The organism is Ruegeria atlantica, assembly GCF_013033965.1.
GTDB classification, from domain to species: Bacteria; Pseudomonadota; Alphaproteobacteria; order Rhodobacterales; family Rhodobacteraceae; genus Ruegeria; species Ruegeria atlantica_D.
This window is the reverse complement of record NZ_WQFE01000005.1, coordinates 57,306-71,387: the sequence shown is the minus strand read 5'-3', so window position 1 is coordinate 71,387 and position 14,082 is coordinate 57,306. Positions and strand designations below refer to the sequence as shown.

General features: G+C 58.4%; 13 protein-coding genes. 7 read left to right on the top strand and 6 right to left on the bottom strand.

Annotated features, from left to right (window positions below; all coding sequences use genetic code 11):
• The first annotated feature begins 38 nt into the window (after positions 1-38).
• The 4 genes from coaBC (at position 39) to GOW16_RS11410 (ending at position 4,928) form a co-directional block, all read left to right on the top strand.
• Positions 39-1,235: a bifunctional phosphopantothenoylcysteine decarboxylase/phosphopantothenate--cysteine ligase CoaBC gene (gene coaBC, locus GOW16_RS11425; protein WP_170414879.1), complete on the top strand. Its 1,197-nt coding sequence runs from the start codon at positions 39-41 to the stop codon at positions 1,233-1,235.
• A 15-nt stretch (positions 1,236-1,250) separates the two neighbouring features.
• On the top strand, positions 1,251-1,706 hold the full coding sequence (dut, locus tag GOW16_RS11420; protein ID WP_170414877.1) for a dUTP diphosphatase: 456 nt from the start codon (positions 1,251-1,253) through the stop codon (positions 1,704-1,706).
• Complete coding sequence (locus tag GOW16_RS11415; protein WP_170414873.1) at positions 1,706-2,755, top strand: HesA/MoeB/ThiF family protein; 1,050 nt, start codon at positions 1,706-1,708, stop codon at positions 2,753-2,755. Before dut ends, GOW16_RS11415 begins: the two co-directional genes overlap by 1 nt.
• A gap of 157 nt (positions 2,756-2,912) precedes the next feature.
• Positions 2,913-4,928, top strand: coding sequence for a M3 family metallopeptidase (locus GOW16_RS11410; protein WP_170414870.1), 2,016 nt, complete (start codon positions 2,913-2,915; stop codon positions 4,926-4,928).
• Between the two features lie 4 nt (positions 4,929-4,932).
• Here GOW16_RS11410 and GOW16_RS11405 read toward each other — a convergent pair whose 3' ends face one another.
• Genes GOW16_RS11405 through GOW16_RS11380 form a run of 6 tightly spaced genes read right to left on the bottom strand, consistent with a single transcriptional unit; the run spans position 4,933 to position 11,500 of the window.
• On the bottom strand, positions 4,933-5,865 hold the full coding sequence (locus GOW16_RS11405; RefSeq protein WP_170414867.1) for a 2-hydroxyacid dehydrogenase: 933 nt from the start codon (positions 5,863-5,865) through the stop codon (positions 4,933-4,935).
• A gap of 15 nt (positions 5,866-5,880) precedes the next feature.
• The gene (rodA, locus tag GOW16_RS11400; RefSeq protein WP_170414864.1) at positions 5,881-7,020 is read right to left on the bottom strand and encodes a rod shape-determining protein RodA; all 1,140 of its coding nucleotides are present in this window, start codon (positions 7,018-7,020) and stop codon (positions 5,881-5,883) included.
• Positions 7,017-8,966 carry a penicillin-binding protein 2 gene (gene mrdA, locus GOW16_RS11395; RefSeq protein ID WP_170414861.1) on the bottom strand — a complete coding sequence of 650 codons (1,950 nt, stop codon included), beginning with the start codon at positions 8,964-8,966 and terminating at the stop codon, positions 7,017-7,019. The genes rodA and mrdA overlap by 4 nt, the downstream gene beginning before the upstream one ends.
• Positions 8,963-9,499 carry a rod shape-determining protein MreD gene (locus GOW16_RS11390; RefSeq protein WP_170414858.1) on the bottom strand — a complete coding sequence of 179 codons (537 nt, stop codon included), beginning with the start codon at positions 9,497-9,499 and terminating at the stop codon, positions 8,963-8,965. The genes mrdA and GOW16_RS11390 overlap by 4 nt, the downstream gene beginning before the upstream one ends.
• Positions 9,492-10,394, bottom strand: coding sequence for a rod shape-determining protein MreC (gene mreC / locus GOW16_RS11385; RefSeq protein WP_170414856.1), 903 nt, complete (start codon positions 10,392-10,394; stop codon positions 9,492-9,494). Before mreC ends, GOW16_RS11390 begins: the two co-directional genes overlap by 8 nt.
• A gap of 59 nt (positions 10,395-10,453) precedes the next feature.
• Positions 10,454-11,500: a rod shape-determining protein gene (locus GOW16_RS11380; protein WP_039523195.1), complete on the bottom strand. Its 1,047-nt coding sequence runs from the start codon at positions 11,498-11,500 to the stop codon at positions 10,454-10,456.
• A 156-nt stretch (positions 11,501-11,656) separates the two neighbouring features.
• Between GOW16_RS11380 and GOW16_RS11375 the strand changes: the two genes are divergently transcribed.
• The 3 genes from GOW16_RS11375 (at position 11,657) to GOW16_RS11365 (ending at position 14,042) form a co-directional block, all read left to right on the top strand.
• Positions 11,657-12,445, top strand: coding sequence for a 23S rRNA (adenine(2030)-N(6))-methyltransferase RlmJ (locus tag GOW16_RS11375; RefSeq protein WP_170414854.1), 789 nt, complete (start codon positions 11,657-11,659; stop codon positions 12,443-12,445).
• A gap of 182 nt (positions 12,446-12,627) precedes the next feature.
• Positions 12,628-13,527 carry a sterol desaturase family protein gene (locus GOW16_RS11370; RefSeq protein WP_170414852.1) on the top strand — a complete coding sequence of 300 codons (900 nt, stop codon included), beginning with the start codon at positions 12,628-12,630 and terminating at the stop codon, positions 13,525-13,527.
• Positions 13,528-13,544: 17 nt separating this feature from the next.
• Complete coding sequence (locus tag GOW16_RS11365; protein ID WP_170414850.1) at positions 13,545-14,042, top strand: DUF2141 domain-containing protein; 498 nt, start codon at positions 13,545-13,547, stop codon at positions 14,040-14,042.
• Positions 14,043-14,082: the final 40 nt, after the last annotated feature.

Genomic DNA, 14,082 nt, shown 5'->3' with positions numbered 1-14,082 from the left:
GCCTAATGTCGGGCCGACCGGGACGGGAAGGGCACAATATGCTGGCATCGAAACGCATTCTTCTAATCATCGGCGCTGGGATCGCGGCCTACAAGTCGCTGGATCTGATCCGGCGGCTGAAAGAGCGCGGTGCCTCGGTGACACCGGTTCTGACTGGCGCGGCAGAAGAGTTCGTAACCCCGCTGTCGGTCTCGGCACTCGCCGGAGAGAAGGTCTATCGCGATCTGTTTGACCTGACCGATGAGGCAGAGATGGGCCATATCCAACTGTCGCGATCCGCCGATCTGGTTGTGGTCGCCCCGGCAACAGCGGACATGATGGGAAAGATGGCGGCTGGATTGGCCAATGATCTGGCCTCAACTTTGCTGATGGCGACAGATACTCCGGTTTTGTGCGCACCGGCCATGAATGTCCGCATGTGGGATCATCCGTCGACACAGCGCAACCTCAAGCAGTTGCAGGCAGATGGTATCCGGTTCGTTGGCCCAAATGAGGGTGACATGGCCTGCGGAGAATACGGCCCAGGCCGGATGTCGGAACCGTTGGAGATCGTGGCCGCGGTCGAGGCACAACTTGGCAATGGTCCCCTGAAGGGCAAGCGTATTCTGGTCACATCCGGCCCGACACATGAACCGATCGACCCTGTGCGCTACATCGCCAACCGGTCCTCGGGTGCGCAGGGCGCCGCGGTGGCACGGGCGTTGTCCGCGTTGGGTGCTGATGTGGTTTTTGTTACCGGCCCTGCCGATGTTCCGCCACCCGAAGGTGTGCAAGTGATCCGCGTGGAAACCGCGCAGCAGATGTCTGACGCGGTTGATGCTGCACTTCCGGCGGACGCAGGTGTCTTTGCTGCTGCGGTCGCGGATTGGCGTATGGCAGCGGCATCGGACAAGAAACTGAAGAAAAGCCGCGATGGCCTGCCAGTGCTGGAATTTGCCGAGAACCCGGACATCCTGAAACGCGTGTCCAGGTTGGAGTCAGGTCGGCCGCCGTTGGTCGTTGGCTTTGCCGCAGAAACCGACAACGTGATCGAACACGCTACGGCGAAACGTGCGCGCAAGGGCTGTGACTGGATCGTCGCCAATGATGTCAGCCCTTCGACGGGCATCATGGGAGGATCGGAAAACGCGGTCACCCTGATCTCGGACGATGGGGCCGAAGAATGGCCGCGTATGGGCAAGGATGCCGTGGCCCAACGTCTGGCGCAAAAGATCGCCGACGCTCTGATAAGCTGAACAAGAGGTGCAGTGATGGTAGCAATTCGTGTGATCCGCGAAGACGGGGCCGATCCGGCCATCGCCTTGCCGTCTTATGAAACGAGTGGCGCGGCTGGCGCAGATGTCCGGGCGAACCTGCCGAATGGCGCGTCGATCACGCTGGCGCCGGGGCAGCGAGCTTTGATTCCCACTGGGCTACGGATCGAAATTCCCAATGGATACGAGGTGCAAGTCCGTCCCCGGTCTGGTCTGGCGTTGAAACACGGGATCACCCTTCCCAATACGCCTGGCACGATTGACAGCGACTATCGCGGCTCTTTAGGTGTAATATTGCTGAATGCCGGCCAGGAAAGCTTTGAGATTGCGCACGGAGAACGCATTGCGCAATTAGTCGTCGCGCCTGTCGTGCAGGCCGCGTTTGAACCGGTTGAGGCGCTCAGCGATACGGATCGTGGAGCCGGTGGTTTTGGCTCGACTGGACGCGGCTGATGCTATTGGTATTCATCCTTGCCGCTGCTTTGTGGGGCATTGGGTATATGGCCGGCGTGTCCCGAAACGCGCGGTACCTGTCGGTCGGCGTATTGCTGGCCGGTGTGCTTGTTATCCAACTGACATTGCCGGATGGGCACCCGCTGCGCGAGGCAACCGGTGGGTCTGCGGCCTTGTGGCTGATCCTGGGTGGCGTGGCGGTGCTGGTGCTGATCTATGGCAAGGTGCTCAAAGCGTTGCGCAATCGCGCCGCGCCACGGCAACCTGAGGTATCCGTTATGCAGCCTGACAAGTTCTCTGAGACCGAGTTGGAGCGGTATGCCCGCCATATCGTCCTGCGTGAACTTGGCGGGCCGGGGCAGAAAAAGATGAAACAGGCCCGCGTTCTGGTGATTGGCGCGGGCGGGCTTGGAGCGCCCGCGCTGCAGTATCTTGCGGCCGCTGGCGTGGGAACAATCGGGGTGATCGACGACGACGTTGTTGAAAACGCCAACCTGCAGCGGCAAGTGATCCATCGCGACGCCGATATCGGCATGCCCAAGGTATTCTCGGCTCAGCAAGCCATGCAGGCGCAAAATCCGAACGTGACTGTTTTACCCTACCATCGCCGCCTGACGGATGAGATTGCAGCGGACCTGTTTGCTGATTTTGACCTGATCCTCGACGGCACTGACAATTTCGATACCCGCTATCTGGCCAATCGCACTGCGGTCGCGCAGGGCAAGCCGCTGATTTCAGGCGCCCTGTCGCAATGGGAAGGTCAGCTGAGCGTCTTTGATCCAGCCAGCGAAACCCCCTGCTATCAGTGTATCTTCCCCGAGGCACCGGCCCCTGGCTTAGCCCCGTCTTGTGCCGAGGCGGGGGTCATTGGCCCTCTGCCTGGCGTGGTGGGGTCAATGATGGCGGTTGAGACGATCAAGGTCATCACGGAGGCCGGGCAGGCGCTGCGTGGCGAAATGCTGATCTATGACGCGCTTTATGGCGAAAGCCGCAAGATCACTCTGGCCAGACGTTCAGATTGCCCCATATGCGGTGCACTAGACGCGTAAGTCAATCTAGGTGCCACCTCTGTCGTTTATCTGACTGGCTGGCGTACCGGCCCCGTACGGGGCGGCTGGTTTTTGCATGAGAATATGGGTGTATCACGGGCACCCCTCTGGACCATTCCTATCGGCCTCCCTAGCTTGATTGGCAAAGGAGATCCGCATGACCAATCCGATCCTGTCCGACTGGACGACACCGTTCGAAATTGCCCCGTTTGCTGATATTTCGGATGATGATTTTGCGCCCGCCTTGGACAAGGCGATGGCGACCCACAACGCGCAGATCGATGCGATTGCCAGCAGTTCCGAACCCGCCAGTTTCGCCAATACAATAGAGGCGCTTGAAGCCGCCGGAGAGCAGATGGACAAGGTTTTGTCAGTCTTTTTCACAGTCGCGGGCGCAGACAGCAATCCGGCGCGGGAAGAACTGCAACGCGCGTTCTCACCGAAGCTCTCGGCGCATTTTTCAGGTATTTCGTCTAACAAGGCGCTGTTCCAGCGCGTGGCGGATCTGTGGGCGCGCAAGGACGAACTGAGCCTGACCGATGAGCAGGCCCGCGTGTTGATGCTGACCCATCGCGGTTTCGTACGTGCTGGCGCTGCATTGGAAGGCGATGAATACACCCGCATGCAAGAGATCAAGTCGCGCCTTGCCTCGCTGGGAACCTCGTTCACGCAGAACCTTCTAGCCGACGAACGGGACTGGTTCATGAACCTGTCCGAGGATGACCTGCAAGGATTGCCGGATTTCGTTGTGGATACGGCTCGTGCTGCCGGGGATGAGAAGGGGGCTGATGGGCCGGTCGTCACTCTGTCGCGGTCGTTGATCGTTCCTTTTTTGCAATTCTCACCACGCCGCGATCTGCGCGAGAAGGCGTATCGCGCCTGGACCGCGCGCGGGGCCAATGGCGGCGAGACGGACAACCGCGAGATTGCGGCCGAGATCCTGAGCCTACGCGAAGAGCGGGCCAAGCTTTTGGGTTATTCCAGTTTCGCGGACTACAAGCTGGAAACCGAAATGGCCCGAACGCCAGACCGTGTTCGCGATCTGTTGATGCAGGTTTGGGAACCAGCAAAAAAGCGGGCGGATGCGGATGCAGAAATCCTGACCGCGATGATGCAGGAGGATGGCGTGAATGGCCCGCTCGAGGCTTGGGACTGGCGCTACTACGCCGAAAAACGCCGCAAGGCCGAACATGATTTGGATGAGGCAGCGCTGAAACCTTACCTGCAACTTGATCGCATGATCCAGGCGGCCTTTTCCTGCGCCAACCGCTTGTTCGGGCTTGAGTTTACCCCACTGGACGTGCCGCTTTATCATCCCGATTGCCGGTCATGGGAGGTGACGCGTGACGGGCAGCATATTGCGGTGTTCATTGGTGACTATTTTGCACGTGGCTCCAAACGTTCGGGCGCATGGTGCAGCGCGATGCGGGGCCAGGCAAAGTTCCCCAAGGTTCAGGCCCCCATCGTGATCAATGTTTGCAACTTCGCCAAAGGCGACCCCGCGCTGTTGTCCTATGACGATGCGCGGACGCTGTTTCACGAGTTCGGCCACGCGCTGCATCAGATGTTGTCCAACGTGACCTATGAAAGCATCTCGGGCACCAGCGTTGCGCGCGATTTCGTAGAATTGCCCAGCCAGCTTTATGAGCACTGGTTGGAAGTGCCTGAGGTTCTGGCCGAATTCGCCACGCACGCTGAAACCGGCGAGCCGATGCCTCAAGAGATGCTGGACAAGGTTCTGAAGGCTGCGAATTTTGATCAGGGGTTCCAGACTGTGGAATACGTGGCTTCGGCGCTGGTTGATCTGGCATTCCATGAGGGCGCAGCGCCAGCTGATCCGATGGCGAAACAGAGCGAAGTTCTGGCCGACATCGGGATGCCCCAGGCCATTGGTATGCGCCATGCAACACCGCATTTCGCGCATGTCTTTGCGGGCGACGGTTATAGCTCGGGCTACTATAGCTACATGTGGTCAGAGGTCATGGACGCAGACGCCTTCGCCTCCTTTGAAGAAGCTGGCGGAGCTTTTGATCCTGACCGCGCCAAGGCGCTGGAGGATAACATCCTGTCCACTGGCGGCTCGCGCGAAGCCGAAGATCTGTATCTGGCGTTCCGTGGGCGGTTACCCGGTGTCGAAGCGCTGTTGAAAGGGCGTGGGCTTATCGCGGCCTGACGCGTCAGTAACCCAGGCTTCGGTCAACGAGGTGCAGGAAGGGTTTACCTTCCTCACCTCGGATAATGTTCTGGCAGATCACCTGAGCTGCGGTTACCGGGCGGGTTTCCGACGCAATATGCGGCGTGACGGTTACATTGGGATGAGCCCAGTACGGGTGCTCTGGCGGCAGAGGTTCCACGCGAAACACGTCCAGCGTAGCGTGGCCGACTTGTCCCGACTCCAGCGCGGCGAGCAGTGCGTCGTCGTCGATCAACGGACCACGTCCTGGGTTGATAATCCGCGCGCCTTTGGGCAGCAAAGCCAGCGTGTCCGCATTCAACGCGTTCACCGTCGCAGGGGTATCTGGCAGCAGAAGAACGACGATCTCGGCCTTGGACAACGCTGCGCGAAGACCATCTGCGCCGTGCAAACAGGTCACTTCGGGAATGTCTTTTGCCGTTCTGCTCCAACCGGTCACTTTGAAGTTCAGAGCGGCCAGTGCGGTTGCCGCGGCTTCTCCCAACGCACCAAGGCCCAGCACGCACACATTCCGCTCGGTTGCCAGCGGCGGGGCTTCGGGCGTCCAAACCCCGTCCTGTACGGTGATGTAGCGGTCCATGCCCAGATGATAGCGCAGCACCTGCCCAACGACCCATTCCGTCATGCCGTGCATCAGCCCGTGATCCACCATCCGCGCCAATGGAACGGTCAGTGTTTCGTTTCCGGCAATCTTCTCAACACCGGCCCACAGGCTTAGGACCGCCTTCAGGCGCGTGTAGGGCGTAAAATCCAGCAGCCCGCTTGTAGGCGCGTAAACGACGTAGTCGACCTGATCCGGCTCAAACTCGATTGCCAGCCGAAAATCCAGACCTGCCCGAGTTAACCCTTCTGACAGCAGGGGTTCATACACAGGCCATTGTTCAGGGCGCGCAGAAAACAGGACGTTGACGGGCATGAAGGGCCTTTCAGATTAACGGGGGCGATGGATATGCGCGCTTTGGACGATGCCGAAGGCGGCCATCAGAACCAGCATGGCCGACCCGCCATAGCTGACCATCGGCAGGGGCACGCCCACAACTGGCGCAAGACCCATGACCATGGACATGTTGACGGCGAAAAACAGGAAGAAGTTCAGGGCAATGCCCAGCGTGACCAGTGAGGAAAACCGGTCTTTGGTGGACAAAGCGGTGACCAGACAGAAGATAAGGATCAGGCCGTATAAAACCAGCAGAGTGATACCGCCAACGAAGCCGAACTCCTCAGCCAGTGTGGTGAAAATGAAATCAGTGTGTTTTTCAGGCAGAAAGTTCAGGCGCGATTGTGTGCCTTGCATGAACCCACGCCCATTCCAGCCACCCGATCCTAGCGCAATTTTGGATTGCGTGATGTGATAGCCCGCCCCCAGTGGGTCGGTTGAAGGGTCCAGAAACGTGTCGATACGGCGGAACTGATAGTCCTTAAGCAGTTGCCAATCCGTGCCACGGCTGTTGAAAACGGTGGCGATCAAGCCGACCACCGCGGCTATGACCGCAGCGAAGTACGCCCAATGAACACCGGCCAGAAACATCAGCCCACCGCCCGCGGCCAATAGCAGGATCGAGGTGCCGAGGTCGGGCTGTTTCAGAACCATGGCCGTTGGGATCAGGATCAGGACGACTGGAATCAGAACCCACAAAGGGCGTGACGTCTTATGTGAGGGCAGCCAGTCGTAATAGGCCGCCAGCACCATGACGAGCGCGACCTTCATGACTTCGGACGGTTGGAGCCTCATGAACCCAAGGTCGATCCAACGCTGCGCGCCCATGCCGATGGTGCCAAAAAGCTCCACAAACACCAGAAGAACGATCGCGCCAAGATAAGCCAATACCGACATGTTGCGCCAGAACCAGATCGGCACCAACGCGATGATGAACATCACGGTCAGCCCTAGCCCGAAACGCTCCATCTGAGGCTCGGCCCATGGCATCCATGAGCCACCCGCAACGGAATACAGCATCAGGAACCCGGCGCTGGCTACACTGATCAGTAACAGCGTAAGCGGCCAGTTCATGTAGAGAAACTTGCGAAACCCCGTTGGCGTTGATTTGACGGCGTACTCAAGATAGCTCATGCGCGGTCCTTTTCATCAGGTCGCGCTTTGGGGCGGCGGTCGCCCTCAAGCCGTTTCTGCTGTTCCTTGATACGTTCGCGATCGGCAACAGGGTAGGCTTCAAGCGGTGGAGTGCCGTTGTATAACGCCTGCAACATGATGTCTCGCGCGACCGGGGCCGCAGCTTTCGAGCCGCCGCCGCCATGTTCCACCACTACCGCGACGGCGTATTTCGGGTTGTCATAGGGCGCAAAGCTTACGAACAATGCATGGTCGCGGCGTTCCCATGGCAGGTCTTCGTTGCGTATCACACCGGCGGCGCGTTCCGCCTTGGTGATGTTGCGTACTTGGCTGGTGCCGGTTTTTCCGGCCATTCGGAATTCATCGGCGATGATACGGCTGCGGTAGGCGGTGCCGCGTCGGTTGTTCGAAACCGAGAACATAGCCTGACGCACCTGTTCCAGATTGTAGCGGTTGACGGCCAGCGGCTCACCCGCACCCGAGGGCTGTTCAACGCCGTTCACCGAGCGCACCAGCCGCGGTGTCACCGACCTGCCGGTTGCAATCCGCGCTGTCATGACCGCCAGTTGCAATGGAGAGGCTAGCATAAAGCCCTGACCGATCGAGGCATTTGCCGTGTCGCCCACCAACCAGTCCTGCCCATGCACCCGCTGTTTCCACGCTTGATTGGGCGCCAGTCCGGCAGCCACGGCAGACATCGGAATGTCATGCTTGACGCCCAGCCCGAAAGTGCGCGCCATTTCAGAAATTTTGTCGATACCGGTGCGCAAGGCCACATCATAATAATACACGTCGCAGCTGCGCTTCAGTGACGTTTCCAGGTCTACCGTGCCATGCCCGCCGCGCTTCCAGCAGTGGAAGCGGCGGCTGCCGACTTTCAGGTGGCCGGGGCAATAAACGGTGTTTCCAGGGCCAACCACCCCGGCCTCTAGCGCGGCAAGCGCAGTGATCATTTTGAAGGTCGAGCCTGGAGGATAAGTCCCCTGAACCGTCTTGTTGGCGAGCGGCCGATATTTGTCTTCCGTCAGTGTCCGGTAATCCGCGACCGATATCCCGCGGACAAACAGGTTCGGGTCGAAACTGGGGGCAGAACTGATAGCCCGGATATCCCCGGTTTCACAGTCGATGACGACGGCAGCGGCGCTTTCGCCAGCCAGGCGCGCCTGGGCGTATTGCTGAAGGTCCGCATCTACGGACAATTGCAGATCGGCCCCGGCCTCACCCTCTTGCCGGTCAAGCTCGCGCATGACACGGCCTGTGGCGTTGACCTCGACACGTTTTGCGCCAGCTTTACCGCGCAAGGTGATTTCCTGCTTGGACTCCAGCCCGACCTTGCCGATCTGGAACCGGGGGATGCGCAGTACCGGTTCGGGGTCTGTAATCTGGCTGAGGTCATAGTCACTGACTGGCCCCACATAGCCGACGACATGGGCGAAATCCTCGTATCGGGGATACTGACGGGCCATGCCCACTTCGGGTGTAACGCCGGGCAGGGCAGGCGCATTGACGGCGACTTTGGAAATATCCTCCCACGTGACCTGATCGGCCAGTGTAACAGGTAGGAACGGGGCCGACCGACGCATCTCGGCCTTGGCGCGGGAAATCTCTTCCTGCGTCAGTGGGATAAGCTCTGACAGCTTGGCGATGACTTTGTCGACATCGCCCGCGTCCTCTCGGACCATAACGATACGGTACGCCTGCGTATTCTGACCGATGATCTGGCCGTTGCGGTCATAAATGCGTCCGCGCGTTGGGGGGATCAAACGGATGTTGATCCGGTTTTCTTCGGCCAGCAGGCGATACTCGTCCGCCTGTTCCACTTGCATGAAGCGCATTCGAGCTGCCAGGCCACCAATAAACGCAGCCTGTAATCCGCCCACGATCAACGCGCGGCGGGGCAGGCGTTTATAGGCCAGTCCTTGTGTTTTGGGATTGCGCTGATTCATGCCTGCGCCCTCCTTGTACCAGGATCAGACACTGACACGCGTCGAACACCCAGCACATTTTGGCTGAGAAGAACGATAAGGGGATACACCGCGATTGTCAGAACAACTTGTATCACCACAGGACCCAAGGCTGCTTGCTGTACCGATAGAATAGCAAGAACGACCCGGTTCAAAGCGAAAACTCCTGCAATCACCACGGCAACTGTTGTCCATTCCGCCATAAACCCGGCATCGCGCATTCCGGGCGCAGCCGAGCGTAGATACGCGGTCCCCAGAACCACCAGCGCGGCCAGCAGGCCCGGAGGTCGTTGCAACAGTAAATCGGCCATCAGCATCACCGCAGCAATCAGGAAAATGGGAACGTATTCCGGTCGGCGAAGAACCCAAGCAAAAGTTAAGGCGATCAAAAGGTCTGGAAACGGCCAACGATCCGGCTGTGTATCCAGAGGCAGGAGATGCAGGAACACGATCAAAACCGCCAGAAACACGAACAAACTGCGTTTGATCCAAAGATGCGAGGCTTGCCTATCCATCGCCGACCTCCGGCGGGGTCAGGGCGGCTTCGGGTTGCCGCGGGCCCACAATGCCTCCGGGATCAGAGATTGCGGGGGCAGAGTGGAAGCGCAGAACCCGAAGGAACTCAAGCCGTTCGAAATCCGCCGATAGACGCACCCGCAAACGCCCGCCAGGGTCTTCTGTAATCTGCCCGATCAACAGGCCGCCGGGGAACACACCGCCATCGCCCGAGGTCACCACCCGATCGCCAGGGCGGACCAGTTCGCGGTTCTCGAGAAACTCCACCGATGGGGATTGGGTGTTGTCGCCGGTGATCAGGGCGGTTTGGCCTGACGGCTGAATTGTGGCTGGTATTGCGCTGGACGCGTCGGTCATCAGAATAACGCGCGCAGTGTCCGGGCCAACGCCCGAGATGCGCCCGACAACGCCGATCCCGTCCATGGTGGCCCAACCGTCTCTGATCCCATCTCTCTCACCCACGTTCAACAGGACTGACTGGCGGAAAGGTGAGCCGCTATCGGCCATGACCACCCCGGTGATATAGGTGAGGCGCGGGTCCAGCCGGACATTGTTCAGGTCCAGAAGCCGGGCATTTTCCTGCTCCAGCTGCAACGCGGCCTCTTTCCAGGCACGCATGATGCGCAACTCGCTGCGCAGTTCCTGATTCTGGTCGCTCAGCCGTTGGTAGCTTTGGAAGTCGCGCACCAGATTGACAGCGGCGGTGACCGGAACCATGGCCCATTCCATCGACGGCACAACTCTGTCAACGACCTGCGCGCGAAACCGCTCCACGCGCGGGCTGTCGATCCGCCAGATCAGAAAGATACCCAACAGGCACAGCACTACGATCCCCAGCAGCAAGCGGCGCAAGGGGGTCGTGTATTCATCGCGCTGTGATCGGTCTTTTGCCACAGGTTACCTTCCCGTGCTGCTCGTGCCGAATTTACCCTACGTGGTAAAGGGTGCGCGCCTTAGCTTTCGTAGTCAATCGCGTGGCGCAGTTGTTTTTCGTATTCCAGCGCCTTGCCGGTGCCCAAAGCCACACAATTCAGGCTTTCATCGGCAATCGACACGGCCAGGCCAGTTTGTTCGCGCAGTGCCAGATCCAGATCGCCCAGCAGCGCACCACCACCAGTCAGCATCACGCCACGGTCAACGATATCTGCCGCCAGATCAGGCGGAGTGGTTTCCAACGCGGTCATCACCGCTTCGCAAATCTGCTGGACGGGTTCTGACAAAGCTTCTGCCACTTGGGCCTGGCTGATCTCAATTTCCTTCGGGACGCCGTTCAGCAGGTCGCGGCCACGGATGTGCATCGACTGGCCGCGGCCGTCGTCGGGCATGCGGGCGGTGCCGATGGTGGTCTTGATGCGCTCGGCCGTGGATTCACCGACCAGCAGGTTCTGCTGGCGACGCAGGTACGAGATGATGGCTTCGTCCATACGGTCGCCGCCAACGCGGACCGAGCGGGCATAGACGATGTCGCCCAGTGAAAGAACCGCAACCTCGGTGGTGCCGCCGCCGATATCGACGACCATGTTGCCGGTCGGGTCGGTGATCGGCATGCCCGCACCAATCGCGGCTGCAATCGGTTCTGCAATCAGACCGGCGCGGCGGGCGCCGGCGGACAGAACCGACTGACGGATCGCACGCTTTTCAACAGGTGTAGCGCCATGGGGGACGCAGACGATAATCTTGGGTTTCGAGAATGTTGAACGCTTATGCACTTTGCGAATGAAGTGCTTGATCATTTCCTCGGCGGTATCAAAGTCCGCGATCACACCTTCACGCATGGGGCGGATGGCTTCGATCGAACCGGGCGTCCGGCCCAGCATCAGTTTTGCGTCTTCGCCAACGGCAAGAACTTTCTTTACACCGTCTTTGACGTGGTACGCCACGACCGAGGGTTCAGACAGGATCACACCGCGGCCTTTGACGTAAACCAGCGTATTTGCCGTTCCAAGGTCGATAGCCATGTCCGCTGTGAACAGGCCGCCCAGATTGCCAAAGATCCCCATGTTTCCCCTGATCCTGTATGTCGGTTTTTCTACTGCCCGCGACTCGACGGTTCCGGGACGGATGACTTATAGGGTGCCAACTCGCCCGGTAAAAGGGCTGATTCCGCGATAATCAGCACCTTTCCGCCTTATTTGCTAGGGACTTTAGAAGGCAACATGCTCTCATATCAACATATTTACCACGCAGGTAACCTTGCGGACGTCCATAAGCACGCAATTTTGGCGGAAACGCTGGCCTATCTGACCCAGAAGGACAAACCGCTGAGCTACATCGAAACCCATTCAGGGCGCGGGCTGTATCAGTTGGACTCGGATCAGGCCGTTCAGACCGGCGAAGCAGCAGCGGGAATAGAGCGTGCGTTGACCGAAGGCTGGTTTGACGCCGGTCATCCCCTAAGCCAGGCCATTGCCGCCGTGCACGATCGATATGGCAAATCCGCATATCCCGGGTCGCCATTGATTGCAGCGAACCTGTTGCGTCCACAGGACAAGATGCACCTAGCTGAATTGCACCCGCAGGAATACCGGGCGCTGTCTGACGCTTTGATCACGACAGGGGCCAAGACCTATCAGCAGGATGGCTTTGAACTGGCCCAATCCCTTGTTCCGCCAACACCGCGCCGTGGCGTTTTGCTGATTGACCCAAGTTATGAGATCAAATCCGATTATGACCGGTTGCCGGGCCTTATTGCTTCGCTGAACCGCAAATGGAACGTGGGTGTGATTGCGCTGTGGTATCCGATACTGGCCAATGGGCGGCAACAGGCCATGCGTGACGCATTGAAGAAACGGGATTTTCCAAAGGTCCTGCATCACGAGGTGCGCTTTCCAGTCGCGCGCGAAGGGCATGGCATGATCGGATCGGCAATGTTTGTTGTGAACGCACCGTATGGTTTGAAAGAGTCTGCGAATACGCTGGATAGCCTGTTCGGGAAGCTTCACTGAAATACTGTCAGTGATCACAATAAATTTTTGTCTGAAGGCAAGGCTTTCAGGCATATTATCCCCTGTGACAGTATTAGGTTTGCGGGAATACGCCTTTTTTCGGCATCAGGTCCTTGAATTTTGACTGTGGCTTCGTAAATAAGCTGTCACATATGACAACAAACGGGAATCGGAACACTTCGATGGACTTCCTAAGCCGCCATATCAGTGATTTTCATTTGAATTACTGGGAAACCTTGATCGACGACTGGTTCTTCGTCTTCGCTATGGCCTTCCTGGCCTTTGAGCTGATCCGCTATGCCGTGGTCAAAAAACTGAACTGGCAGATGATGGGCGACACCGTCACCAACTTCATCACGCTCGTTTTCTTCATCGGTATCAGCTTTGTTCTGTTGGCCGGTTTCTACATCGGTGCCTATGTTTGGGCGTCGCAATTTGCCGTGTTTGATATCCCGACCACCTGGGCGTCGTTCATCATCGTTCTGATCCTTGCCGATCTGGCATACTATTGGGAACACCGTATCCTGCACCGGATAAACTTCCTCTGGGCCACGCATTCGGTTCACCACAGCTCGCCTTTCTTCAATATTTCGGTGGCCTATCGCCATGGTCCGCTGGATGGGTTTTGGCCGCTGTTCTTTCACATTCCGCTGGTTCTTTTGGGCTTTAACCCGTTCATGGTCCTGGTTGCCGAGCTTTTGGTGCAGTTGTACCAGACGGCGCTTCATACCGAGGTTATCAAAAAGCTTTGGCGCCCGATTGAGTACATCTTCAACACGCCTTCGCATCACCGGGTTCACCATGGGTCAAACCCGAAATACCTGGACAAGAACTATGCCGGTATCCTGATCATCTGGGACCGCATGTTCGGTACGTTCGAGGAAGAAAAAGAAGAAGTTGTCTATGGCCTCGTCAAGCCAATCGACTCGATCAACCCATTCGTCGCCTTCCTCCACGGCTTTGCCCGCTTGTTCAAGGATGTCTGGAACATGCCGGGGTTCGGTAACAAGATGGGCGTTTTCTTCGGGCCACCGGGCTGGCAGCCGAAGAACGGTCGCAAACAGAGTAAACCTGCTGAGTAACGCGTAGGAGCACAAAGATGCCAAGCAACACACAACGCATCGTGGCGGCCATCGTGACGGCAGGTCTGTTTGTCGGAGGTGCCTGGGTTGCCTCGGGGTTCACCACAGAAATTGACCAAGCCGCGGCTTCGACCACTGCGACGTCGCAAGACAAGGGCTTGACTGTCAATCTGCACGGAGCGCGCAGTACCAAGGGCAACGTGATCGTTATGGCCTTTGATCAGGCGGCGGCCTTCGACAACTTGGAATATTCCAAGGCCGCTGGCTATCTTGAGGCACCTGCCTCCGAAAAGCCGGTCCGGTTCGACTTCCCCGATCTCGACAACGGGTATTTCGCTGTGATCGCGTTTCACGACGAAAACGAAGACTATGATCTGAACTTTGATGTGAACTACATGCCAACGGAAGGGTATGCGGTATCGGGGTTGAACGACCTCAACGACACGCCGGTCTTTGACTACTCGCTGATCGGGACAGAAAAGCCAGTGGATCTGACCTTGTTCTACTGGCCGTAATTCGGCCGGAAGCAAATAAGTTGGGGCGGTCGACAATCGA